Raw genomic sequence first — 24,818 nt, 5'->3', positions numbered from 1 at the left:
AGAACGCCGTACCTGGCTGTAAAAAAAGCCCGAATTCAAAATTAAGGCATTTCATCAGCCCTCGGGCTCCGGGCGGGCATCCGCTTCCTGTCACCTGACAGTCCGCAAGCTTGATTGTCCCTGCCGATCAGACCAACCTTTGTGTCAATAAAATCAACAATTTGCTGCAGGGAAGCAATCTGCTCCAGGATATTCTGTTTGTGGCTCTGGATTTTCTCGTACAGCTCCGGATATTGTGCCAGATCAGAATTCAGGGAGATATTAAGAAACGGCCGCATCTCATCCAGGGACATTCCTGTTTTTTTGAGACAGATCATAAGTCTCATCGTTTCAATATTCTCATTGCTGTAGATCCGGTGGCTGTTCTGTTTACGCTGTGCGCGGGGCAGCAGGCCGATCTTCTCATAATAACGGATCGTATCCTCAGACATTCCCGTCAGCTCCGAAGTCTCTTTGATGGAATACCCTTCTTTTATCTTTAACTCCTTCATGCACGCTCATCTCCTTAGGCCACCATTGTAGCACTTGGAGTTGACTCCAAGTCAATGGGCAGAGAAACTGAACAGTCAGCGGATTTATTATGGATCTCTGTGCTTGACTTGGAGCCGGCTCCAGGTTATAGAATGGCTTCACTGACCGGCAGACAGCAGCCATGCAGCAAGCTGGTACCGGTAATCATCCATCCATAAAGGAGTAGTTATAATGACCCTACAACAACGCGGAACTGCACTTATCACCGGAGCGAACAACGGGATCGGCCTTGAGCTCACCCGCAGGCTGCTTGCAGAAGGCTGGCAGATTATCGCCCTGATCCGCTCATCCTTTCCTGCGGAAGACCCCCAGCTCACCGAAGCAGTGAACCAGCAGCTGCTGCGGATCTACAGGGCTGACCTTTCTGACTTCGCAGACCTGCGGAGCGCGCTGCAGGATATCAAAGCTAAGGAACAGACCATCGATCTGCTGTTCAACAACGCCGGAGGCAGCTTTCCCGAGCTTAAGCTATCACCTCAGGGGCGGGAGATGCATTATGAGCTGCAGACTGTAGTACCGTATATCATCACTATGGAGCTGAAGGAACTGCTAATGAACGGGCAGCTGAAAACCGTTATTAACACCTCATCGAATGCCGTTCTGACGCTGAAGCAGTTTAACCCGGCCCATCTCGAGCGCCCTGCCGCATTCAAAAAGCTGTTCGGGCCTTATGCCGCTTCCAAAATGGCGCTCTCGCTATGGACCCATGAAATTGCTCCCCGGCTGGCCCGGGAAGGCATCATGATCCGCAGCGCAGATCCTGGAGGCAACAATACACTCCGGAGCGGGAAACCTTCCGGGTTGCCCTTCTACATGAAGTTCATAATGAAACACTTCTTCCCGCATCCCAGCCGCGGAGCCGGACTTCTCTATAACGCCGCATTGGGGCGCCACAGCCGGGACTCAGGCGTCTTTTTGATTAAAGACCAGATTTCAGTGCTGAAATTCACTGCCCATAGCCGGGAGGTCCTGGATACAGTTCATGCCATCTATGAGCAGGAATATGCAGCAGCCCGCTACAGCGCTTAAATTCTGTCCAGTCTTCCAAAGGACTGCAGCAGCAGCAGATTCTCAATGGCAATATGGCTCTTCCACCAATGCTCGCTGATCGCAAACTCCTTCTCATAGCTGCCCCAGCTCCAGGTTAAATTCCAGATGCCCTGGGGATTTCTGATTTCCAGTAAATAATCCAGCTCTCTCTGGAGCAGGGCGGCGTTATCCTCATAGCCCAGACTGTCAGGCGATTTGATAAACGCAGAAGGACGGCAGCTGTACCCGCTCCAGTCTCCGGCATTCCGCTCAAGCAGCACTGTAATCTGCTTCTTGGCTGCATCCTTCAGCTGCCCGTAATTAAATTCTCCGCACAGCTGTGCCTCGGCAATACAATCCAGCAGTGTAAGCACACATATGAGCGGATGCATTTCAATCGCCGGATTCTGCAAAAATAACGATTGCATCTCCTTGGCAATGCTAAGCCCGCGTTCAAAAAGACTACTATCCCTTTCGGCAAATTTAAGCAGAAATCCGCTCAGAATGGCGGTCGGATTGAACGTACTGCGGGAGGTGCTGTCTGAAGCCATGTTCCACCAGGGTGCATGAGGATAGTTAGTGTTGCTGGCAACGACATTAGCCCAACTGTTATTTTCCATATCCGCACCGCTATCCAAATAGTTCAGAATTCCCTGAACAACAGGATGACCGTTACCGTTCCAGTGAATCTCCAATAACCTCTCAACCGCTGTAGCGGTGGTTAGCGGTGTCGAGTTCGGGTTCCACGAATCTGCCTCCAGCGCATGTCCGAATCCGCCGTCTTCATTCTGATATGCAGACAGTGCTTCCAGCACTGCAGCAGCGTCTCCCTGTTCAAAATGATAATTCCATCTCGCCAGCTCCAAAGGACGGGCATTGCGGTACAGCCATTGTCTGATCTCCTGAAACTCCCCGGCGGTCAATTTCATTACCATCATCCTTCCTGCAAAATTATTCAATATAAACTACATACAGCATACAACCAGAACACCTGTTCCCGCATATATAAAATGTCACAATCTTACACCCCTATGTTTGGAAATTCCCCCCTTATGTTAATATTAAAAATATGTACATGCATATCATAGGGTAAACAGCGTGCAGAGGAGGGAATTATGAACAAGCGAACATCACCGGGACTCTTCAGCTTTGGGAAGCAGCTCTACCGTAAAATCCAGCTTGACGATGTACAGGGTGTCAGTGCACAGCTGACCTATTATCTGATCCTCTCCCTGTTTCCGTTCTTAATCTTCCTAATGACGCTTATCGGATATGCCAACATCTCACTGGAGGACAAGATCAAGGATCTGGAGCAGGTTATGCCTTTGGAAGCCGTGTCCCTGATTGAAGAAATTCTGCAGGATGTGGCGCAGGGGCGGAACGAAGCTTTGTTATCCTTCGGGATGCTCGGTACGCTGTGGGCGGCCTCCAAAGGCATCAATGCGATCATTAAAGGTCTCAACCGCGCCTACGAAATTGATGAGAGCAGAGAATTCTGGAAAATACGCGGGATCGCCTTCCTCGCTACCCTGATCATCGGTTTTGTCATCCTGCTCAGCATTCTGCTGCTGGTCCTTGGCGGCTGGCTGAAGGCACAGGTGTTCCAGCTGTTCGATCTCCCCTACGGATTTCAAAAGCTGTGGGATCTGCTGCAGTATGCCGTACCGCTGCTGGTGCTGTTCCTGGTGTTCACCTTGCTCTACTGGATTGCCCCCAGCCGGCGGCTGGCACTCAGGGAGGTTATACCGGGCGCTTTCTTTTCAACCATCGGCTGGATTGCCACCTCCGTCCTATTCTCTATTTATGTCAATCAATTCAGCGATTTCACCAAAACCTACGGCAGCCTTGGAGGTGTCATGATTCTGCTGATCTGGCTGTATATCAGTTCCATGATTCTTCTGGCCGGCGGGGAAATCAATGCGATTCTGCTGGACCGCAGGAGGGTCGACAAGGAACCGGATTAAAATTCCCGAATAACCAAAAACAAAAGCGGAAGGAACCGGGGCACAGCAGTGCCTCCAACCCTTCCGCTTTTTTTGTCGTACAGCTGTACAGCTCCGCTTCACAAGGTACAAGCCCTCACACCTGCAGGGTGATCTATTTTCTTTTGCGGGACTTTTTCTTCAGACCGGAAACGGTACACATTTTATCCTTGACCGTGTATGTGACGCAGTGGTGATAGACCGGAACACAGTGATGCTGTCTGATGATTTCTACCGGGTGGATGACTTGAACGTGCTGGGGATGGTAGTAGTTTTCATAAACGGTTTGCGGCGGATCCACAATCGTTTGGTCAGGACAGTTCGGACAAAAAGATGACATACTTTTTCAACTCCTCTGTGTTGGACTTAGGTTATTATACGTGCGCGTTGAAATGCCGACTGTTCGTTTGTCCATACAGGCGAAGAAGTTTAATCAGAGCCGTGCACAATTGCCGTCTTTTGCGGGAATCAGCCGTGTATAACATCATACAACGTCCAGCCCTGCTTGCATAATATGTCGCAACGTGATATAGTCACAGCGTGACATAGTATTTGGAAAATTACAGTAAATGAACATAACGAAACAGGTGATCACTGTGTCTTCAATTGAAAAAGCGCTCAAAAAATACGTGCCCATGACTGAAACCGCTTTTTACATCCTCCTGTCGCTAACCGGACCACGGCACGGATACGGCATCATCAAGCATGTGGAAGAGCTGTCTGGAGGAAGAATAAGGCTGGGCTCCGGAACCGTATATGGAACACTGACCAAAATGAACAAGGACGGCCTGATCACCGTATTTGCCGATGAGGACAGAAAGACATTATATGAAATATCCGCACTTGGAAAAAAAGTGATGAGCGTTGAAATCACCCGCTTAAAGGAACTGCACCGCAACGCTGTCACGTTTGAGGAGGATTTTTTATGAAGACAGTAATAAAGCCCTTCTGGAGCTATGATCTGCCGGGAACAGAAGCATGGCTGGCGTCTATGGCAGGGGAAGGCTGGCGGCTGGATAGCTGGAACACGAAGCTGCGGCGGTTTTCTTTCCGGAAGGACAATTCAGTCTCTGCCACTTATCAAATCAGCTACGATTCTTCAGGTAACAGCTCATTGGCTTCTTTCTTGGCAGCAGAAGGCTGGACTATAGACCTGCAGGGGGGCAGATGGAGCGTCCTCCGGAATGAACGTGAACCCGGACGGATTAACGCCTATCCTTCCCGAAAGGGTATAATCAGGCGCAACCGGATGATTTCTTATTTCTTTATGGGGACTATGATTTATTTATCAGCCATCGCTGTGCTGCCGCTCATTATTATCTCTCTTTCACTGTTCCGGAGCGCCACACTTCAGATAGAGAAAAGTCCGATGTGGTGGATCACCTTTGCCGCAGCAGTTCTGGGAATAGCACTGTTTATACTGGCGGTCTATTCCATTCATAAAATCAGAACCGTCAATAAAACCCTGCTTCCGGAGCAGCAGATCTACAGGGACAAGGCGGCAGTCAGGGAACCTTCCGGACCACAGAGTGTCAGGCTCAAGCTGGGCTGGATGTACTCTCCCGACAAATTGGAGAAATGGCTGGAGGATAAAGAACGGCAGGGCTGGAACCTGTACAAGGTCGGGCGCTGGGGAACGCTGTTCTTTTTCAGCAAAGGCAGTCCCCGGAGGATGAACTATCATGCAGACTATCAGATTGTGGCCGATGAAGGCTCTGTTGAACTGCACACCTCAGCCGGGTGGACAAAAGCTTACAGCTCTCCTTCCTCTCTGCAGAAGTGGACGATCTGGCGCCGCGAATCTGCGGAAGGGGAAGCGCAGACCCAGCTGTACAGCGACAAGCTCCATCTGTTGAAGCATGCACGTAAAATTGCCCTCAGCTATACGCTGCTGTTCCTCCCGATGCTGCTGCTCTATACCTACAATCTGAGCGCATTCGTGGAACGTATTGTAAAAGAAGGGTTCACCACATTCGGGATGTGGAACACGCTGCTGCTGTTCATCAGTATTCTCGCCTTCGGCTCATTCACAGGCAGAACCTGGCTTTATTACAGAAGGCTAAAGAAGAGCTGAGAATCCGCACTGCTCTGTCTCTTAAACATTTGATGTAAAAATACATTTATACAGTTGACCGTATGTCCCCCAATTAAGTAGGTATGTGCAAAAGAAGTATGTATATGCAAAAATCGGTGCTGCCTTCATCAGGCCTGCACCGATTTTATATCCGGGATGATTAACTATACTGCTCCGGGCACAACATATCGATAGCAGGCGGCCGCCTCCACCTCGTTGAAGCCTTCGCTGATGTACAGCGCTTTGGCCCGGTCGTTCTCCGCATTGACACATAATATGGTTCCGCCGTAACCGTTGTCTCTGGCGGTATGGAGTGCGGCTCTCAGCAAAATTCTCCCCAGCCCTTTCCCCTGATACTCCGGCAATAGCGCGAGCGGCCCAATGTTCATTAGCGGCCTATCCTTATATTCATCAGCAGAGCCGCGAACAACCCCCACTGCCCGGCTGCCATGATACAGCAGGAGCATTCCGCCCTCAATAGAGTCTGCTCCGGCAGTCATATTCTCCACCATTTCCGGCGTCACCGGAGTTTCACTGCCCTTGAGTTTGGCAAACCCCGCATTTCTGACCTCACACCAGGACGCTTCATCAACTCCCCGTTTAAAAGGTCTGATCTCATACCCTCCGGGCAAAACAAACTCAGGAACCTCCTGCCCTCCTCTTACCAGCAAAAAAGAATAACGTTCTACTTCAAATCCGGCACCAGCCAGCTTGCCTGCCAGTTCCGTATTTAATGTTGGAACAAAAATATTCAGCTTGTCCATCCCGTCAGCGTGCAGCAGAACAGCCTGCAGCAGCTCCTGGTATACGCCGGCAGCCTCCGGTTCCGCATACAGAATTCTCAGGCGCGCCTTCCGCCCTCTGCGGCTGTAATCATTAAGCATCAGCGAGGCGGCACCCGCCAGCTCTCCGTCTGAATTTACTGCTATGTATGTGGGATTGTCCGCATCAGCCTTAAATCGTTCAAGCTCCTCTTCACTTAGAAAAGAGTCATCCAGCTGATCCCGGTGCTTCCGGCAAAAAGCCAGAAACTCTTCTTCCCGGCTAACTTCCAGCGCTTTAATTATCATCAATATCAACTCCCGCCAAAAAAGTTGTTGTACTGTCCGCAAAGAAATATACCCCGCAGCAGCTACTGTATCATTTTACCAGGGAAAGCAGCCTGCGGACTACAGCCGGTGCAGCTGAGCTAGTTGCTACCGCCCTGCGGTTGTGGAAGTCTGACGGCGTGGAGACTGGACTGTCTTGGACACCTGTGCAGTGCATTAGCGTTGTCAAAAAAATAGCCGGAACCAGCCCCCGTCTAACGGGGGATTATCTGATAGAATCCCCAATGTTGCCATATCGTGCCTAATGACGCCAGCCTGCCCCAAATGTTTTTGTCACTCTCACCTGACCGTTAAACGTGTTACTTACTTATTACTCCCGTTGCTGCTAATGGATCGCGTATTCTTTTTACACTCTTACACCCGCTTGTCCACGGTTGGCGCTTGTGCTTGTAGACTTCTCACCCTCGCCCTTTTATCCTCTTACTGAGGAATCGAACTCATTGCACGTGAAAAACTGAGTACATTTAGCTATTACGAAGGGAAGGTTGCTAATTGTATGCGAAAAACCGAGTACAGTGAGCCATTACAAAGGGAATGTTGCTAATTGTATGCGAAAAACCGGGTACATTGAGCCATTACAAAGGGAATGTTGCTAATTATATGCGAAAAACCGAGTACATTGAGCCATTACAAAGGAAATGTTGCTAATTATATGCGAAAAACCGAGTACATTGAGCCGTAAGAAGGGAGCTACTGTGCCCGCAGTTATTACGGAGGTACCCTCCACACACATAAGAGGTGGACTTATAGATTTATCTTTCACGCCTTTCACGCCTATGGGCTAAAGCCACAATAAAAAACAGGTGGTTGAATTGCACTGAATGCAATTTAACCACCTGTTCATTGTAAAACATGATGCGGTCGAGAGGACTCGAACCTCCACGGTATTGCTACCACACGGACCTGAACCGTGCGCGTCTGCCAATTCCGCCACGACCGCATATTTCAATGACTCGCTCTCGCGGCCACAAGATAGATCTTACCATGCCAGGAATCTGGAGTCAACATTTTTTTATTTTCATTTAATTACATAATTTTTTGGTTAAATATTGCTTTTATTTACGGAAAAGAGGTATAATAAGAACAAAAGTTCGCATAATATAAATGAGGTGATTTATAATGGCGACTACCAAGAGAACTACCCTAAATACACCAACTCTTCCTGAAGATATAACCAAAGACGAATTGTCCCTTGTCAGAAGCTATCTGCTGCTAACGTTTATCCATAAAGTTTTTGAACGCGATTGCCGGGTAATCGGTAAGAGCGGTCTGTTTAAGACTCCGCAGCTCTATATGGAGCTGGTCTCCAGCGCAACGAAGAAGACTTCCCTGATGCTGCAGGAGGTAACCCGTGAGCTGGCTGCTCACTCTTTGAAGGTTACGACCATCCGCCAGGATCAGCGCGGAGTCGAAGCCCAGTATACGTGCCGGGGATACGTCGGCGAGATGAATATCCTCTGGCCCGGTTTCCGGAATGAGATGATGCTGCGGATGCGTGCTTATCTTGGCTTGAATCCGGAGTTAAGCGTTCTTCCGCAGAACCCCTCTGTAGAACAGATGGCTCTGTCCATTTAGGATTTACCCGTACAACAGCAAGACAGCCCCTGCCCGGTAACACCGGGTGGGGGCTGTCTTGCATTGCAGAGAATATTCTATTCTGACATGACAACGGTCAGGAGCTTACAAAATTCTAAATATTGTCCGGTCTGGGCTCTTTAACAGGCTGGAACAGATAATTGCGGTCCAGCTTCACAACATGCTTGTTGGGTCTGCGGATCATTACCTGGGACTCGTCCCAAGCCAGCACGATCCCTCTTATATCATTGCTCGGCAGCGCGTCGCGCACCACCCGTATTCTCTCCCCGGAAATCCGGTAGGCATCCAGCTGTTCATCACTTATCATATGAATTCCTCCCCTTTCTGCCGTTCTGCCATAAAAAAGACCCAAATGAGATCCATTTGGGCCCTGATTTCTTACTGAACTGTCAGTTCTGTATATCTTATAAAGCTGCTATATCAGTGCTTCGTTCTTCTCAAACCAGAAATCAAGAACTTTAGCGGACATCACACGTTCTTCCAGATATTCCACCTGATGTTCAGAGAACTTCTGCTTCCAGTCGAAATCCAGTTCTTGGCACAAGCTTGTAATTGTCAAAAGCTCAGACCAGGCTACATATCTTTTGTACCAGAAAAACTGAGGATGTTCTATCATATAGGGATACAGATCGTCGAACTCCGTATGTTTGCAATCCAGCGCACGCTCGAAATGATCCTTGGCCTCGGCTAATTTATCAATAAAAAATTGCTCTGTCACCGGTTCTTTCCCCATTGTGACGCCTCCTCTCCTATGTCTAAACCCTATTATAAAGGAAAAGTAATGGGGTGAAAAGAAGTTGTTAAAAAAATAGGCAGTGTTCCTATAATTGTCACCGGTTACTCTCCAAAAACAACCGTACCCTCACTAAGCGACTCTATTTTGACCAGCGATTCCAGCCGGATGCCTTGTTCTCTGATCGTACGGGCGCCAGCCTGGAAGCTTTTCTCGACAACAACGCCCAGACCTACCAGCTCAGCGCCGGAGCGCTGAATGATTTTGATCAGTCCGCGGGCTGCATCCCCGTTGGCGATAATATCATCGATAAAAAGAATTTTATCGTCAGAGGAGATATATTGGCGGGACAGCATGATGTCCGTAACGATACCTTTGGTAAACGAAGGGACTCTCTCGCACAAGGCATCCGGATCTGCCAGCAGCGTTTTTTTGCGGCGGGCAAAGACCAGCGGCACCTTCATTTCATAAGCGGTGGCAAATGCCACGGCAATACCCGAGGATTCCACAGTAACTACCCGCGTTACTCCGGCGTCCGCAAATCTCCCGGCAAACTCCCGTCCCATTTCCATCGTCAGCACGGGATCAACCTGATGATTAAGCAGCCCGTCCAGCTTCAGCACCTGATCCGAAATGACGACCCCTTCCTGTAAAATCCGCTGTTTTAATACTTCCATGACTAAGAACCTCCATTACCTTAATAATTCCAGCTGCTACTCTCTGGCAACAATAACTCCAAGCTTTGACCAAGCCGGAAGTCATGTCCTTCTGCTCCCCATCATAACCTGTACTATACAGACTGCACAAGGCAATCCTGCAGGGCCGGTTATTTTTTGTTCACCGCACATAAGGAGGGGACTCATGAAATCCCATGTCCGCACATTGCAAATCGCCTTTACTTATATTGGAACCATTGTAGGTGCCGGATTCGCCACCGGCCAGGAGATTCTCCGCTTCTTCACCAGGTACGGGCATTGGGCGGTGCTTACCATTTTGCTCTCGACAGCGCTGTTCATCTGGCTGGGTACCAAAATGATGGTGCTGGCCCGCCGTGTCGGAGCGGATTCCTACGAGGACTTTAACCGCCACCTGTTCGGCGAAAAGATCGGCAGCAGCATCAGCCTTTTTACCCTGGTCATCCTGGTCGGAGTCAACAGCATTATGCTGGCCGGGGCCGGGGCTATTTTTCAGGAGCATCTGGGTCTGCCGTTTCAGGTCGGGCTGCTGCTGACGGTTACCGGCTCCTACTTTTTGCTGAAACGCGGAATTTCCGGGATATTGCAGATCAACAGTCTGGTCGTGCCGCTCATGCTTACGCTCTCGCTGATTATAATCTTTAATACACTGGGCGTACCGGGGGCGGAAAGGTTTTTGTTCCTGGATACCGGGCGGAGTGTGTTCGGCGCATGGATGTCGCCGCTGCTCTACACTGCCTTTAACCTGGGGATGGCCCAGGCTGTGCTCGTTCCGCTCGCCTGCCACACCGAGGATGAGAAGTCGCTCGTCCGCGGCGGTATTCTCGGCGGTGCCGGCATCGGATTTATGCTGCTTGCGGCGCATTTTGCCATGAGCTCACAGATGCCGGGAATCCTGCAGTATGAAATCCCTATGGGCACTATTGCGTTCCGGCTCGGAGCCATCGTACAGATCATCTATCTCATGCTGATCTTCCTGGAAATCTTCAGCACCTTTGTGGCCAATATCTATGGCGTAGGTGTTCAGCTTCAGCAGCGCCTGCCGATCGCCCCCGCTCTGGTGACACCACTGCTGATGCTCGTCTGCTTCCTGTTCAGCCAGTTCGGCTTCAGCTCGCTGCTCGCGATTTTTTATCCGATATTCGGCGCCTTGTCCCTCGTCTGGGTTGTGACCCTGCTGCGGGCACCGATAACACCGCCGCCTTCCGATTCCACCTCCGGAAAGGGCAGTAAAGGAGTCACCATTGTGGCGGTGAAGCCGGATATCCGGGTGACGCGGAAATGATGGCAGGTAGAGAACGGCCTTCTAGGCATAGTTGGAACAAAGATCAGAGGCATCATTAGGCACGTCTTAAAGATATCATTCAGCAATCTTCTATTATAGAGGATCTCGATCAGCCAGTCCGCATAAACCGCATAAACCACATAGTCCATTAGAACTGCCGCTGCTGCACATTTTAGTTGGATTTTCTCCAGCTAATTTCAGCATTTTTCATAATTTACGGCCATCAGTTGGAATTTCTCCAGCTAAAAGTGCTCAGACTGTTCTCCCGGAACGAATCCGGCATGATTAACTGGAGTTTTTCCCGCTGGCATCGTAATATCGTTCTTTTAATAAAAATTAGCTGGAGAATTTCCGCTTAGCAGAGCTATATTCCATTTTACACGGGGATGACAGCCGCTCCCGGAATCAGCCGTGCCGACGCTTCAGCAATATGCCGGTGACAGGTCATCATTACAATCTGGCGCGCAGCCGACAGCTCACCGATCAGAGACAGCGCTGCATGCAGGCGCCGTTCATCAAAGTTAACGAACAGGTCGTCGAACAGGAGCGGCAGACGGGCCTGCCGGGTCATCGTCCCGGCCAGGGCCAGACGGATCGCCAGATACAGCTGTTCCGCTGTTCCCCGGCTGAGCAGTCCGCTGTCCAGCAGCCCGGCATCCTTATGCTCCGCTTTCAGTTCTTTATGGCCCATCGTCATAATGATCCGCCGGTATTCCCCTTCCGTCAGCTTGGCGAAGTAAGCAGAGGCCAGCTGCAGTACCTGCGGCTGCTTCTCCTGCTCATAGATCCGCCGTGTCCGGCCCATCAGCTCGGCAGCGATCGCCGTTACGGCATACTGCCCGGCCAGATTCCGGAGTGCAGACCGCTGCTCCTCCAGCTGCTGCAGCGCATGATCCTCCTGGCAGCGCTCCTTCAGATATTCGCGTTCCTGCAGCAGCTTGCCCCGGTGCTGAAGCAGCGCATTTCGTTCTTCTTCAATCTGTAATACCGCGTCTTCCGCAGCGGCGCGCTTCTCCGCAAGCGCAGCAGCATCATGGTGCTCAAGGAGCTGCTGTAATCCCTCTGCCCGCTCACCTTCCCAGCCGCCGAACATCGCCAGCTCCCACTGGCGGACAGATCTGGCCAGTTCCGTGCGCAGCTGCACAGCTGAAGCCCGGCGCAAAAAATCCTCGCCGTCCTCCGCGCCGCCTTCCTGCAGCAGTTTTTCCCTCCGCTGCTTAAGTTCTTCAAGCTCCCGGCGTTTCTCCGCAAGTTCTTCCTGCACCCCAAGGAGCCGTTCAGCCATGTTTTCCCGGCGCAGCTGCTCTCCCTTCAGAAGCTCCCAGTCCCGTTTGCGTATTTCCAGCCAGCTAAGCAGTGCCACTGAAGGATCTGCACCGGAATTTGCAGTGTAGCCCGCATCCTCTGCCGGGTTACCAGATGCAAAGTGTCCTGCTTTTTTCATCAGCTCCAGCACTTCATTCTCATAGCCTATACATTCTTCTTCTACATCTTTAAGCCGTGAAGACAACTTGTTCATCTGGCGGAGCAGCTCATTCCCCTGCTCCGCCATGGCGAAGATATCCGGCAGCCCTTCCGGCGAAATCCCCTCAGGCAGCCTGCGTTCGCGCAGCCAGGTTCCATAACTTTCATCCAGCTCCATGAATTCAGCCTCGGCCTGCTCCATTTCAGCTGCCAGCGCCTGCTCCTGACCGGTTAAAGTCTCCGCTTCCGTCCGGCAGGCCTCCCGCTCTCCCTCCAGCTTATCGACGCGCTGCCGCCAGGCGGTCCAGGCCTCCATCAGCCGGCGCAGCTCCTTCATGCCGGCTTCCAGCGAGCCGGCATCCATCTTCGCCTGCCGGCTGAAGGCGCGCTCCGGCTCCGCCCCGGAGAGCAGCAGCCCCTGCAGCCGCAGCATCTCGGCTGCGGCTGCGCCCGCGTCCCCGCCGTGCCCCGGCGGGGACGAACCCGGCCTGCGCTCCGCCAGCAGGCCGGCCCACAGGGCCAGGTCCGCGGCGGCCAGCAGGCCCAGCGCGGTCCAGGCGCTGACCGGCGGCGCACCGGTCAGCCACAGCAGGGCGGGCAGCGCCAGCGCCAGCGCTGCGCCCGCCAAAGGCAGCCGCCGGTCGCGCGCGGACCGGCGTTCTCCCGCACCGCCGCTGCGCCGGCTGCGGTGCGGCCCTGCGCCGCCGAGCTGCGCTTCGCGCCAGCGCTCGGCGGCCTGCTGCAGCTCGTCCCACAGCTGCAGCACTTCCCGCGGCCTGCGCGGAGCGAGGCCCGCGAAGCCTGCGGCGCCGCTTGCGTGCTCACCCGCAAGCGCGCGCTCCGCCGCCTGCAGCGCAGCGGCGGCGGCAGCGGTCCGGGAGCGGAGGCTCTGCCGCTCCGCTTCCCGGGCCTCCATCCGCCGGTCGTACCCGGCGAATGCGGCCGCGTAGCGTCTTGCGGCTTCACGGTCCGCCGCCGCACCGGAGAAGGCCGCAAGCTCCGCCTTGCTCCAGCCTGCGCCGATGCCGCGCAGAATGCGGTCCAGATGCTCCCGCAGCGCGCCGAGCTCACTGACCAGGCGCTGCCGCTCCGCGCGCCGGTCCTCATAGCTGGAACGGCGGCGGTCCAGCCGTTCCAGCAGCGGCCCCTGAGCTGCCAGCACGCCATCCGGGGCAGACTCCACAAGCCCGGCGGTGATTTCCCCTTCCTGGCGCTGCAGACGGAAGATGCCCGCTTCGCCGACGCGGATCTCCCCCTCGAGCAGCTGCCAGCGTTCCGCCCCGTTCTCGGGAAATGCCTCTATAACCGGGAGCCCGGCCAGCTCCAGCTCCGCTTCCCGCCGTTTCAGCCACAATTCGCGGATCTCCTGGGCTTTACGCAGCTTGGCCAGCATTTCACCGCCCGACTTGCGTCTCTCCTCCAGCTCAGCCAGATTGTCTTCAGCGGATTCAAGCGCTGCGGAATTCTCATTATACCGGGGCAGATAAGAGCGGCTCTCCGCCATTTGCCCTTCAAGCTTCTCAATGGCCTGGAGGATCCTGGCCGCCTCCTGCACCTTGCCGCGCGGCTTGTACAGCTTCTCTGTTTCCTGTATCAGCTTCCGCTCAGCCCGCATAATTTCTCCGCCTCCGCCCATACCGGCATGGAACAGATAGCTGCTCATTTCCTGGGACTGCAGGGCGCCAAGCTCCTGAAGCTCATCCAGCGATACGGCGAACAGCTGCCGGAACATGCTGCGGGAGATTCCCCCGAGCAGACGGCGCTCCAGGTCTGCCTGTCCCAGCTCCTCCACTGTGCCTCCGGGATAGCTCACGGTAATGTTCAGCTTCTCGCTGCGCCCCTGTGCCTCTGTGCCTGCGGCATAACGGCGGATTCTCCAGCTTGCTCCTTCCTCATCCAGGGCCGTCAGCATGCCGCCATGGATTCCGCCCTGCACCGGCTCATACCGTTCTGCCGGATGCACCCGGCCGGGTATTCCATATAGCATGGCCCGGATAAACTGCATGGTTGTACTTTTGCCGGCTTCATTCCGGCCATAGAGGACGGTAACGCCTTCTTTAAGCTCCAGCTCACGGTTATGCAGACGGCCGAAGCCGCCAATCTGCAGCTGCTGAATAATCATTCTGCTTCCCCCCGCTCCTCCCGGACAGGCCCTGTTATGTCCATTCCGGATGATCTGCCGGCCCTGCCGTTATCTCCAGGTACATCTCCCCCGGCTTCTTCCTTGTATGCTTCAGTAATCAGCACTTCAGTTCCGTCTCTTCTGCCGGTTTCCACAGTTCCCTCCATGCTGTCTTCTGCTCCGCTGAGCAGTGTAATTCCCAGCTCTGCCGCACGGTCCAGCCAGCTCCGCTTCTCCTCATCAGTAACTGCCGACAGCAGCCTGCGCAATTCCTGGTTTTCAAGCAGCGGCCTCAGCGCACTGCCGGTCAGCTCGTCCATTGCTTCCGTTGACTGGCCTATGCTCCCGGACAGCCGCAGCATTTCACCGAGGAAGCTGTCTTCCTGAAGCAGCTTTACCCGGTCGACGGCAAGGCCCGATTCCAGCGAAAAGCCTTCAGTCCAGACCAGACCGGCATAATCCTTCCGCTGCGCGCGGAGGGTCTCCCGGCGCTGCAGCTCTGTTAGAAGGTCGTCCAGCGCGCCTTTCTCCGCAAGCACTCTATGCACATTCCCCCGTCCTGTCAGCCGGAAGCGGACTACAGACATCAGTCCCGGATGGCTGTCCCGGATTGCTTCAACAGCCTGCTCCACAGCAGATATCCACTCTGCCTCCCGGGTCAGGCCTGCAATGGAAATCTCGACGGCATGCCACCGGACAAAGTCCAGTTCTCGGAATTTGAGCTCTGCGGCCCCCTCCGTGCTGACATCGACCACATAACAGCCCTTTGGACCGGTCTCCTTGATGCTTCGTCCCTGAATATTGCCCGGATAGACGATGGCGGGACGTTCATGCAGAATACTGCGTTTATGGATATGGCCCAATGCCCAGTAGTCAAAACCCCGCCCGATCAAATCCCTGCGGCTGCAGGGGGAATAGGTTTCATGCTGCAGATCGCCGTCGACATTGCCGTGCAGCAGGGCAATATGGTACAGGCTGCTTCCAGGTTTGCGGCTGAATCTCAGCGCCGTATTCTCTGTTACCTTTGCTGTAGGATAAGAAATCCCGCTGACCACCGCAACCTCCTTACCGTCACTCCTCCGGCGGGCTACCGCCTGGCCCGGCTCTCTCCCGCCAAATACGGTAACATGCCCAGGCGGGGGAGTCTGAAGACGGGGGCCGTCGAGCGGATCGTGGTTTCCGTGAATCAGGAACACTTCAATGCCGTGACGGCCAAGCTCCTGCAGCGCCTCCTGGAATCGGAGCTGCCCCTGCAGCGAAGCGTCAGTGATATCGTATACATCACCGCTGATGACGACAAAATCCACTTCCTCCTGGACAGCCACGCCAACAAGCCGCCCGAGGGCGGCAAAGGTGGATTCCCGTAAGTAGGAACGTATAGCCTGCGGAAGCCGGGCCAGACCGGCAAACCGGCTGTCCAGATGCAGATCCGCGGCATGCAGAAACCGGAATGGAATCATAACCTCATCCTTTCGTCCCGGGCTGATACTGAAGATAGGTTTTTTTCAGTTCATTGGCTACCCGGGTCAGGGAATACGAGCTTTTCGCTTTGTCCCATGCCGTCCGTGACAGCTCATAGCGGTAGCCGGGGTCGGTGATTACTTTTTCCAGCGCCTCTGCCAAAGCCAGTTCATCATCCGGGTTCACGAGCAGTCCGTTGACCCCGTCTTCGATCTGTTCGGGAATCCCTCCGACATTTGTACCGACCAGGGCCAGACAGCTGAGCGCCGCCTCGGCAAATACTGATCCGAAGGCTTCCGCCCGCGAAGGCAGCACAAAGATATCAAAGAAAGGCATAAATTCCTCGGGATGCAGTGTGTATCCGTAAAAAATAGTTTCATTATATATTCCAAGCTCTTTGGCCAGCGACTCCAGCTCCGCACGGCTTGGCCCGTCCCCTATAATATGAAGAACATATTCATGATTCCGTTTTTTCAGCTCCGCACAAGCCTTGAACAGTGTATCGATTCCCTTGGCCGGCACCAGACGGGTGACCGTCACCAGCTGCGGAATATCATTGTCATGCGGCACAGGCTTGAATCTTTTTTCATCAAAACCGTTCGGAATAATTCCGATATTGGCCGGTTCGCTGATATAGGGGATCAAGTAATTCGCGAATGCACGGGAAACGGTCATCAGCCGGTCGCTCACATGCTCCAGCTCACGGTAGATCGAGACGAGGAACTGATGCTCCAGGCCCCCTTCGGCAATAACCCCGTTCAGAATCAGCTCGCGTTCATAGCTGGAATGCAGCGTCTGGATCAGCGGGACATCCGGATAAATTCTTTTCATGGCAAGGCCCGCAATCGGATGATGCGCATGGATCAGATCGTATTTTTTACTCATCCGCAGCTTTGTCCACCATATATAATCCCTGTAGGTCTGTATATATTTTTGCACAACAGGGCTTTCGCCGTACTGTGTCCAGTCAAAGGTTGCGAAGACAATTTCTTCCCGGCCCTTACCGCGGATCCGCTTGGGCAGCCAGAACAGGTCCATATCCCAGCGGCTGGAACGGAAGCGCTCCTGGAGATACGGGATCATGGAAGAGACACCACCGGGCTGCTCCGGAGGAAAGAATAGCGCTTGCAGCAAGTTCATTAGGTACATCCCCTTTACTATTGCCCGAATTACGGTGAGACCCGGCAATTATGATATAGTTATATATATGTACAATCACAGGTACGCATAGGTCCTATACCATGATTTTATCGGTATCCACCTGAAACAGCAACTAAGATGACAACTTCACCTTTAAGGCCATGCATGAAGCTTTAAGTTTTCTTAGATTTTGACATGAGGAGAATGATTATGACAGAAGAACAGCTGCCCGCCGCCTATACCACGGCCATGAGAGAACTGCTGGGTAAGGAAGCGGATGCTTTTCTGGAGAGCTACAACGCACGGCGGACCCAGGGTCTGCGCTTTAACACGCTCAAAAGCCTGCACGGCTCCGGCAGCAAGGCAGCAGAACACACTGTTTCCCTGTTCGGACTTACACCTGTACCGTGGTGCCCGTCAGGGTATTATTATGAGGAACCGGCAAGGCCGGGAAGGCATCCTTACCATACCGCCGGACTATATTATATTCAGGAGCCATCCGCAATGTCCGCAGCCGAGCTGCTTGCCCCGCTTCCCGGCGAGACCGTGCTTGACCTCGCTGCCGCACCCGGCGGGAAGACCACACATCTTGCGGCACTAATGCAGGGTAAAGGTCTGCTCGTATCTAACGAGATCCACCCTGAGCGGGCAAAGATTCTGGCCGAGAATGTCGAACGGCTTGGAATTTCCCATGCGCTGGTCACCAGCAGCACGCCCGGAGAGTTATCCCGCCGGTTTCCGGAGGTCTTCGACAAGATCATGCTGGATGCTCCCTGCTCGGGTGAGGGCATGTTCCGCAAAGATCCGTCAGCCATAACAGAGTGGTCACCGGGACATGTTGAGATGTGTGCGGCCAGGCAGTGGGACATCCTGCAGGATGCTTACCTGATGCTGAAGCCCGGCGGCAGTATGGTCTATTCCACCTGTACCTTTAACGCCAGTGAAAATGAAGAGAATATGGCCCGGCTGATTGAGACCTACCCGGACATGGAGTTAATTACCGAGAAACGGCTGTGGCCGCATCTGGAGAAGGGCGAGGGCCATTTTGTCGCTTTGCTGCGCAAGAAGGCTGCGGCAGAGGCCGCGCAGATCCGCAGCAAACGCAGCAGCAACCGCGGTAAACATGCACCGAAGACAGGTTCCTCCGTGCGCGAGGCCTACCAGCAGTTTCAAGCCTGGGCATCAGCTGAACTGCCAGGCTTCAGCGCCCATGGCGTGCCGGTGCTGTTCGGAGAATCGCTGTACCTGCTTCCGGAGCTGTTCAGTCAGACGCTGCACACCGGACTGCTGGAAGGATTAAAGGTCCCCCGCGCCGGGCTTCATGCCGCCCATCTGAAGAAAAACCGGATTGAACCGGCCCACGCTCTGGCCATGGCGCTTCAGCCCGGACAAGCTGCCCGCAGCTACGATATGGAAGCAGACAGTCCGTCCATTTATGCATGGCTGAGAGGCGAAAGCCTGCCTGTCCCTCCGGAACTGCATGGCTGGACCCTCGTAACCGTGGATGGCCTGCCTGTCGGCTGGGGCAAAGCCAGCTCAGGACAGCTCAAGAACCATCTGCCCAAAGGGCTGCGGATCCTCAAAGCCAATATTGAAGAGCAATAGGCTGCAGGCCAGTTCACAGAACCTCCCTGAGCATATGCTGACATTATCCCGTGAACGCCGCGCCAAGCGGTACCGGGGCAAGATTTAGCTAAGGGAGGAATCAGACATGGGTGCAGTAGTTCCTGGCTTTACATCGACAGGTGCGATTCTGGTGCTTTTCATATTGCTCGTCATCATTTCCCGTTCGCTGTTTGTCTAAATTCCGGCTGCAGCAAAAAGGAGCGCAGAAGACAGCCTTCAAGGCTCCTTCTGCGCTCCTTTTCCGTTTCATCCTGAAGGTCTGTCAGGACAGGCAGTACTTAACCAGTGCGTCACGCACACCGTTTTCGTTATTCGTACCTGTAACCGCATTAGCTGCCGCCTTGACCTCAAGCGGCGAGTTGTCCATGGCCACACCCATACCAGCGTATGTCAGCATAGAAATATCATTATAATAATTGCCGATAGACAGCACTTCCTCCTGTGCAATTCCGAGCTCTGCAGCCAGATTCTTCAGCGCATTGCCTTTGGAGGACTCGGGGTGCATGAAATCGATGAAAAATTCGCCGCTGCGCAGCATATTGTACTGCTGGGTCCAGGTTCCCCATTCCCGCTGGGCTTCATCCAGCTTCTCACGCTGGGTGAAGACGGTAAATTTGACAACTGGTTCGCGGAAATCCTCCCATGCAGGCAGCGCTGCCGGAATAATTTTGAAATGCTCATACATGTAATTAGCTTCCTGGGTCAGATTCTCCACATTATCTACATACATATCAAAAGCCGTACTGACGTCAAAATGAATGTTCCGTTCACGGCAGTAGTCAATATAAGGATCCAGCCCGCGCGCGTCCATTCCGTACTGATGCATTATTTTGCGGTCCTCTACACGGACTGTCGCCGCCCCGTTGTGGCCGAGCACATATCCCGACAAACCCATCTCCAGCATAAAAGGAATCGAATTCTGCGGACTGCGGCCTGTGCATAATACGATCTGTCCGCCCATCCGTGTTACCTCTGCCACCGCCTGTTTGTTCTCATCGCTTAGGCTGTGATCATCATGCAGCAGCGTTCCGTCTACGTCGAGTGCAATCAGCTTGTATTTCATACTCCACCATCCTTCTCTGTCTCGTACCTTTGAATTAACCCGGTATACATATAATTTACCGCTGCCTACCCGCCGCTATCTGCTCCCGTCAGCAGCTCCAGCTCCTGCGCAGTCAACTCACGTACGGCTCCCAGGGGCAGCGTATCATCCAGCTTCAGTTCCCCCATCGATACCCGCTTCAAAAATGTAACCTTTTTGCCCACTGCGATAAACATCCGCTTCACCTGATGAAATTTGCCTTCGGTAATGGTCAGCGATATGTGTGAAATTGTAGTGCTGCCGCGCTCTCTGCCGAGAATGGTCAGCTGTGCCGGAAGCGTAACATACCCGTCCTCCAGTTCAACACCTGCTGCAAAAGCCGCTATATCCGCAGCATCCACATCGCCCTCTACAGTGGCTTCATAAGTCTTAGGCACATGCTTGCGGGGTGACAGCAGTTCATGGGCAAGCTTGCCGTCGTTGGTAAGCAGCAGCAGTCCAACCGTGTCTTTGTCCAGCCTTCCCACCGGGAACGGCTCGAACTGCGCATACTCCGGCTTCAGCAGATCAAGAACGGTTCTGTCCCGCTTATCTTCTGTAGCAGACAGCACTCCCGGGGGCTTGTTCATCATAAGATAAACGAACTCACGGTAGCGGACAGTTTCGCCGTTCACTTCTATATTGTCTCTGTAGGGATCCACATGAACCCCGCTGTCTTTAACCACTGTACCGTTCACAGTAATTAATCCCTGCTTCGCCTGCTTGCGGATGTCGCTGCGGGAGCCGATCCCCATGTGGGACAGCACTTTATCAATACGCTGCGTTTTACCGCCTTTATCTGATGCTCTCATTTTCTATGTCCACCTCCAGCCTGCGGGATATTCATTTTTCAGCATACCGTCCTGCCATTTGCCCCAGCCTGCGCTGTAGCCGTCAATGCAGACCAGCACATAGCCCTTCAAGGCACTGCCCGGCCTTACAGCCAGACGTTCAGCAGGAATGGACAAGGTTTCGCCTTTGAGATAGGAGACAGCTTCCCCGCTGCTGCTTGACAGCGTAAGGCTGCGGCTGCTCTCCTGCGGATGCAGCGCTGTGGCAAGCGGATGCCCCGGTATAAATCTGCCGCTGCGGGCATGCCCTACATACCAGCCCGGGCGGATTGTCTTCAGACCATCCAGCGCTACCTTCGGCAGCGGCGAGATGTATAAATGTTCACCGAACCATACCGGATAACCCGGCGGCTGCCAGCCAAGCTGTTCATCGGCAAACTCCCTGTAAGCAGCCAGCAGGGCTTCTTCTCCTGTGCCTTGCTGCTGGCGGCCGGACGCTCCGTTTGATTTGCCGGCAGTCCGCCCGCCCTTGCCTCCGCGCGCCCCTTCCCGCAGTGCCGCCTTGGCGGAGGGCGCAGCTTTGCCGGCTTTGTTCCGGCCGGAGATGTGCAGAGGTGTATCCTGCTGTGGTCCTGCCTCTTCTGCAGAAGGCAGCGTCCCCTCATGGCGCAGTACGGCCATGAAATGTCCTTCCCCCTTGACCTTATGCGGCCACAGCCGGGCTGTTTCCGGCAGTTCACCGAGGCCGGGAGCGAAGGAGCCTGTTCCGCCTACCGGAACCAGGGTAAACTGCGGATGAGCAGCAAGAAACCAGCCGATTGTCCCCTCATTCTCCTCGGCAGCAAAGGTGCATGTTGAATAGACCAGTGTTCCTCCCGGCTTCAGCGCTGCTGCTGCAGATACCAGAATCTCCCGCTGCATAGCTGCATATTTGTCCGGTGTCCCAGGCTCCCATTGTCTGACCATATCCTCATCCTTACGGAACATTCCTTCTCCGGAGCAAGGGGCATCAATCAGAATCCGGTCAAAGAAGCCGGGAAAAGCCTCGGCAATGCGCCCGGGATTTTCATTGAGCACAATACCGTTGCGCACTCCGTACAGCTCCAGATTTTTGGCCAGCGCCTTGGTCCGGTCCGGATGAAGATCATTGCTGACAAGCAGTCCTTCCCCCTGCAGCTTGGCGGCAATCTGTGTGGATTTGCCGCCGGGGGCCGCACACAGATCCAATACGCGGTCACCGGGCTGGACCCCAAGCAGTTCCACTGGAGCCATTGCGCTCGGTTCCTGAATATAGTACAGGCCGGCATGGTAGAAAGGATGCTTGCCGGGTCTCGCCCCGTGTTCCGTATAGAATCCGGTAGGACACCAGGGAATCGGTGCCAAATTAAACGGGGACTTCTCCAGCAGTTCCTCTGCTGAAATTTTCAGTGTATTCGCACGGATACCTCCGTAGGGTGTCTCTTGATAAGTAGCTGCAAATTGCTCATATTCCGGTCCCAGCAGTGCCTTCATCCGCTCGGTGAAAGAGCCGGGCAGTTGTGCCGCCATGTTGCCGTCCTCCTGCTATTGTTGCTTCAATTTGGGGATTAATAATTCAAGGAACACCCCTGCGGGTGCTCCTGAAGTATATTGCTATTATTTTTGCTGTTAATTGCGGCGGGAAGCCGAAGCCGGCCTTTGCGGTCCCCGCCTCTGCGGTACATTGGGCGTAATCCTGGCGGCGGCAGCGTCCACTGCTTCCTGCAGTCCGGGATCAGCAATCTCTATTGTGAGATCATAATACGGGAACGGCTGTTCATTATAGTTATCCAGCTTCCGCGCGTATTCCCCGGTTTCCTCCACCAGCCTTGCGAGTTCAATCCCCAGCGTTACGGCAGGGTATTTCTGCAGCACCTCATGGGAACGGTGAAGCATAATCCTGCCTCCGCGGATATTGCCGTTACGGAAATGGTACAGGCCTACCGCCACTTGTAGAAGTGCTTTATATAGCGGGTCCCGCTCCTTCTCCAGCCACAGCTCTTCAAGCACCTCATGGCATTCGAAGTAATCCCTGTCCCTGTTGAAGTAGACGAGGTAAGCCAAATACAGCGGTTCATAGACCATCCGGCAGGCTATCCTTCTTCGCATTGGAGAGCAGTTCACGCACATGGTCCAGCAATTCCTTCATCGCATCCATATCCTGGGTCTGCCAGATGGCATTAAAGCGCTCCTGGCTTTCAATCGCCTCGTTCACCAGATGGTAGAAATACAGCTGATGAATCGCCTTGAGCAGCTGGGTCGTCATGTTGGAGTTTTCCTCAAACGTCTTCTGTGCCTCAAGAATTTCCTCGCGGATGCTGGACATTTCGCTGTCCAGTATGGATGCGGCTTCCGCTGCGGTTTTGAGCCGGATCCGCATTTCATCCGGCAGGCTTTCACGGTATTTATAGTTCAGGGAATGCTCGATTGTGGCCCAGAAATTCATCGCCAGCGTGCGGATTTGAATTTCGGCCAGCACAATTTTTTGGCCCAGAGCAGTCTGAACCGGGTATTTAATGATCATATGGAAGCTGCGGTAGCCGCTTTCCTTATAATTGGTAATATAGTCTTTCTCATAAAGGACTTCCAGATCCTTGCGGGCCCGGATATATTCCGCGACACGGCGGATATCCTCCACGAACTGGCACATGATGCGAATGCCGGCGATGTCCTCAATGCCTGTCTCGAGATCTTCCATCTTTACGTTTAAGCGCTTGGCCTTCTCCAGAATACTGGACAGCCGCTTCACGCGTCCGGTTACGAACTCGATCGGCGTGTATTCCTCTCTTTTCTTGAGCTCCGCGCGCATCGTTTTGAATTTAACCTTGAGTTCCTCCACAGTCTGTTCATATGGAAGCAAAAAAGTTCCCCAATCCCTGCCGTCCATCGCCTTCGTCCTCCTGTCCATTCATCCTTCAGTGATGATCAGCGCCCACCGCTTCAGAAATATGCCGGAAGCCGTCACGCCGCAGCAGCTGCCGCAATCCGGCATGCAGTCTGCGATTAACCTCCGGTCCTTCATAGATGAGTGCTGTATAGATTTCAACCAGGCTTGCGCCTGCCCGAATTTTGTCATATGCATCCTGGCTGGTGAAAATACCGCCGGATCCGATAATCGGCAGCCTGCCGCCGGTCTGGCGGTAAATACTGCGGATAATCTCCGTCGAACGGTCACGCAGCGGCTTGCCGCTGAGTCCTCCGGTTTCGCCGGCTTTTTCGCTTTTCAGACCTTCACGGCTGAGCGTAGTATTCGTGGCGATCACGCCGTCCACACCGGCTTCCGAGAGTGTATGTACCATATATTCCAGCTCGGAGTCGCTGACGTCTGGTGCAATCTTTACCAGCAGGCTTTTGGCGGTGCCGCTCTTCTTCCGCTGCAGCTCCATCTCCTCCTTCACCTCAGCCAGCAGATGGGCCAGCTCACTGCCATGCTGGAGGCTGCGCAAATCCGGAGTGTTCGGCGAGCTGATATTGACCACAAAAAAATCACCGTACGGATATAGCGTACGGATACACTGGCGGTAATCCTCATGCGCGGATTCGTTCGGAGTCACTTTATTGCGCCCGATATTGACCGCCACCGGAATCCTCCGCTTCTTCAGGCCCTTCAGGCGCTCCGCCATCGCATCGGCTCCTTCATTATTGAAGCCCATCCGGTTGATCAGCGCTTCGTCAGGAAGCAGACGGAATAACCGCGGGCTGTCATTGCCCGGCTGGCTCTTGGGGGTTACCGTTCCAACCTCCATAAAACCAAAGCCTATTGAAGAGAAGCCGCCTACCGCTTCTGCATTCTTATCCAGTCCTGCCGCCAGGCCGACCGGTGTCGGAAAATGCAGTCCGAACAGGTCCACCGCCATATCGGCTGTTTCGGGAACGCCGTACATCAGACGCATGCCCGCACTGCCTCCCGGGACCCATGCAGCCTTGTTCAGTCCGCCTATGACGAGATGATGGGCCTTCTCCGGATCCATTTTAAAAAAAATCGGTTTACCAAAATGTCGATACAGCACCGTTCTCGCTCCTTCAAGGGATTACTCGTGTATGTCCTGCGACTCCCCGTTTCTGTAGGTTTCTACTTAAT

At 53.8% G+C, this 24,818-nt stretch carries 24 protein-coding genes and 1 tRNA gene; 8 read left to right on the top strand and 17 right to left on the bottom strand.

Annotated features, from left to right (window positions below; all coding sequences use genetic code 11):
• Window positions 1-41 precede the first annotated feature (41 nt).
• Entirely contained in the window at window positions 42-491 is a 450-nt protein-coding gene (locus tag C2I18_RS22875) for a MerR family transcriptional regulator (protein WP_249898024.1), read from the bottom strand.
• Window positions 492-702: 211 nt separating this feature from the next.
• On the opposite strand from C2I18_RS22875, the gene C2I18_RS22870 reads away from it, so the two are divergent.
• Window positions 703-1,560 carry an SDR family NAD(P)-dependent oxidoreductase gene (locus C2I18_RS22870; protein WP_249898023.1) on the top strand — a complete coding sequence of 286 codons (858 nt, stop codon included), beginning with the start codon at window positions 703-705 and terminating at the stop codon, window positions 1,558-1,560.
• On the opposite strand, the gene C2I18_RS22865 is transcribed toward C2I18_RS22870, so the two are convergent.
• Entirely contained in the window at window positions 1,557-2,489 is a 933-nt protein-coding gene (locus C2I18_RS22865; RefSeq protein WP_249898022.1) for a hypothetical protein, read from the bottom strand. The genes C2I18_RS22870 and C2I18_RS22865 overlap by 4 nt on opposite strands.
• Window positions 2,490-2,675: 186 nt before the next feature.
• On the opposite strand from C2I18_RS22865, the gene C2I18_RS22860 reads away from it, so the two are divergent.
• Window positions 2,676-3,524: a YihY/virulence factor BrkB family protein gene (locus tag C2I18_RS22860; RefSeq protein ID WP_249898021.1), complete on the top strand. Its 849-nt coding sequence runs from the start codon at window positions 2,676-2,678 to the stop codon at window positions 3,522-3,524.
• Between the two features lie 133 nt (window positions 3,525-3,657).
• Here the strand turns inward: C2I18_RS22860 and C2I18_RS22855 are convergent, their stop codons facing one another.
• Window positions 3,658-3,882, bottom strand: coding sequence for a hypothetical protein (locus C2I18_RS22855; protein WP_249898020.1), 225 nt, complete (start codon window positions 3,880-3,882; stop codon window positions 3,658-3,660).
• 229 nt (window positions 3,883-4,111) lie between these two features.
• Between C2I18_RS22855 and C2I18_RS22850 the strand changes: the two genes are divergently transcribed.
• On the top strand, window positions 4,112-4,471 hold the full coding sequence (locus tag C2I18_RS22850; RefSeq protein WP_249898019.1) for a PadR family transcriptional regulator: 360 nt from the start codon (window positions 4,112-4,114) through the stop codon (window positions 4,469-4,471).
• Entirely contained in the window at window positions 4,468-5,616 is a 1,149-nt protein-coding gene (locus C2I18_RS22845; protein WP_249898018.1) for a DUF2812 domain-containing protein, read from the top strand. The genes C2I18_RS22850 and C2I18_RS22845 overlap by 4 nt, the downstream gene beginning before the upstream one ends.
• Before the next feature lie 164 nt (window positions 5,617-5,780).
• Here the strand turns inward: C2I18_RS22845 and C2I18_RS22840 are convergent, their stop codons facing one another.
• Both C2I18_RS22840 and C2I18_RS22835 read right to left on the bottom strand, forming a co-directional pair.
• A complete protein-coding gene (locus C2I18_RS22840) occupies window positions 5,781-6,686 on the bottom strand; it encodes a GNAT family N-acetyltransferase (RefSeq protein WP_249898017.1) in 906 nt (301 codons plus the stop codon).
• Window positions 6,687-7,581: 895 nt separating this feature from the next.
• A tRNA-Leu gene (locus C2I18_RS22835) sits at window positions 7,582-7,665 on the bottom strand.
• 179 nt (window positions 7,666-7,844) lie between these two features.
• On the opposite strand from C2I18_RS22835, the gene C2I18_RS22830 reads away from it, so the two are divergent.
• On the top strand, window positions 7,845-8,300 hold the full coding sequence (locus tag C2I18_RS22830; protein ID WP_249898016.1) for a YhjD family protein: 456 nt from the start codon (window positions 7,845-7,847) through the stop codon (window positions 8,298-8,300).
• Window positions 8,301-8,415: 115 nt separating this feature from the next.
• Here C2I18_RS22830 and C2I18_RS22825 read toward each other — a convergent pair whose 3' ends face one another.
• The 3 genes from C2I18_RS22825 to C2I18_RS22815 all read right to left on the bottom strand — a co-directional run bounded on the left by C2I18_RS22825 (window position 8,416) and on the right by C2I18_RS22815 (window position 9,731).
• A complete protein-coding gene (locus tag C2I18_RS22825; RefSeq protein ID WP_249898015.1) occupies window positions 8,416-8,628 on the bottom strand; it encodes a hypothetical protein in 213 nt (70 codons plus the stop codon).
• Window positions 8,629-8,736: 108 nt separating this feature from the next.
• Window positions 8,737-9,054, bottom strand: a complete 318-nt coding sequence (locus C2I18_RS22820; RefSeq protein ID WP_249898014.1) for a hypothetical protein — start codon at window positions 9,052-9,054, stop codon at window positions 8,737-8,739.
• 104 nt (window positions 9,055-9,158) lie between these two features.
• Window positions 9,159-9,731 (bottom strand): xanthine phosphoribosyltransferase, encoded by a 573-nt coding sequence (locus C2I18_RS22815; protein WP_249898013.1) that lies wholly within the window; start codon window positions 9,729-9,731, stop codon window positions 9,159-9,161.
• Between the two features lie 184 nt (window positions 9,732-9,915).
• Between C2I18_RS22815 and C2I18_RS22810 the strand changes: the two genes are divergently transcribed.
• Window positions 9,916-11,034 (top strand): YkvI family membrane protein, encoded by a 1,119-nt coding sequence (locus C2I18_RS22810; RefSeq protein WP_249898012.1) that lies wholly within the window; start codon window positions 9,916-9,918, stop codon window positions 11,032-11,034.
• A 376-nt stretch (window positions 11,035-11,410) separates the two neighbouring features.
• On the opposite strand, the gene C2I18_RS22805 is transcribed toward C2I18_RS22810, so the two are convergent.
• From C2I18_RS22805 to C2I18_RS22795, 3 genes are read right to left on the bottom strand one after another with little or no spacing between them, the layout of a single operon-like run.
• Entirely contained in the window at window positions 11,411-14,620 is a 3,210-nt protein-coding gene (locus tag C2I18_RS22805; protein ID WP_249898011.1) for an AAA family ATPase, read from the bottom strand.
• Window positions 14,617-16,080 (bottom strand): metallophosphoesterase family protein, encoded by a 1,464-nt coding sequence (locus C2I18_RS22800; RefSeq protein ID WP_249898010.1) that lies wholly within the window; start codon window positions 16,078-16,080, stop codon window positions 14,617-14,619. The genes C2I18_RS22805 and C2I18_RS22800 overlap by 4 nt, the downstream gene beginning before the upstream one ends.
• Before the next feature lie 4 nt (window positions 16,081-16,084).
• Window positions 16,085-17,221 carry a glycosyltransferase family 4 protein gene (locus C2I18_RS22795; protein ID WP_249898009.1) on the bottom strand — a complete coding sequence of 379 codons (1,137 nt, stop codon included), beginning with the start codon at window positions 17,219-17,221 and terminating at the stop codon, window positions 16,085-16,087.
• Between the two features lie 210 nt (window positions 17,222-17,431).
• Here C2I18_RS22795 and C2I18_RS22790 point away from each other — a divergent pair, with 210 nt between their 5' ends.
• Both C2I18_RS22790 and C2I18_RS22785 read left to right on the top strand, forming a co-directional pair.
• On the top strand, window positions 17,432-18,826 hold the full coding sequence (locus C2I18_RS22790) for an RsmB/NOP family class I SAM-dependent RNA methyltransferase (protein WP_249898008.1): 1,395 nt from the start codon (window positions 17,432-17,434) through the stop codon (window positions 18,824-18,826).
• Window positions 18,827-18,932: 106 nt separating this feature from the next.
• Entirely contained in the window at window positions 18,933-19,025 is a 93-nt protein-coding gene (locus C2I18_RS22785) for a YjcZ family sporulation protein (protein WP_218918900.1), read from the top strand.
• 84 nt (window positions 19,026-19,109) lie between these two features.
• Here the strand turns inward: C2I18_RS22785 and C2I18_RS22780 are convergent, their stop codons facing one another.
• The 6 genes from C2I18_RS22780 to C2I18_RS22755 form a co-directional block, all read right to left on the bottom strand.
• Window positions 19,110-19,910: a Cof-type HAD-IIB family hydrolase gene (locus C2I18_RS22780; RefSeq protein WP_249898007.1), complete on the bottom strand. Its 801-nt coding sequence runs from the start codon at window positions 19,908-19,910 to the stop codon at window positions 19,110-19,112.
• A 65-nt stretch (window positions 19,911-19,975) separates the two neighbouring features.
• A complete protein-coding gene (locus tag C2I18_RS22775) occupies window positions 19,976-20,740 on the bottom strand; it encodes a pseudouridine synthase (RefSeq protein ID WP_249898006.1) in 765 nt (254 codons plus the stop codon).
• A gap of 3 nt (window positions 20,741-20,743) precedes the next feature.
• Complete coding sequence (locus tag C2I18_RS22770; RefSeq protein WP_249898005.1) at window positions 20,744-22,267, bottom strand: RsmB/NOP family class I SAM-dependent RNA methyltransferase; 1,524 nt, start codon at window positions 22,265-22,267, stop codon at window positions 20,744-20,746.
• Between the two features lie 99 nt (window positions 22,268-22,366).
• Window positions 22,367-22,822 (bottom strand): DUF309 domain-containing protein, encoded by a 456-nt coding sequence (locus C2I18_RS22765; RefSeq protein ID WP_249898004.1) that lies wholly within the window; start codon window positions 22,820-22,822, stop codon window positions 22,367-22,369.
• Entirely contained in the window at window positions 22,812-23,624 is an 813-nt protein-coding gene (yjbM, locus tag C2I18_RS22760; RefSeq protein WP_249902212.1) for a GTP diphosphokinase, read from the bottom strand. Before yjbM ends, C2I18_RS22765 begins: the two co-directional genes overlap by 11 nt.
• Window positions 23,625-23,652: 28 nt before the next feature.
• Window positions 23,653-24,747 carry a quinone-dependent dihydroorotate dehydrogenase gene (locus C2I18_RS22755; protein WP_249898003.1) on the bottom strand — a complete coding sequence of 365 codons (1,095 nt, stop codon included), beginning with the start codon at window positions 24,745-24,747 and terminating at the stop codon, window positions 23,653-23,655.
• Between the last annotated feature and the right edge of the window lie 71 nt (window positions 24,748-24,818).

The organism is Paenibacillus sp. PK3_47, from assembly GCF_023520895.1.
In the GTDB taxonomy this organism is placed as follows: domain Bacteria; phylum Bacillota; class Bacilli; order Paenibacillales; family Paenibacillaceae; genus Paenibacillus_AQ.
This window is presented reverse-complemented; position numbering and strand designations above follow the sequence as displayed.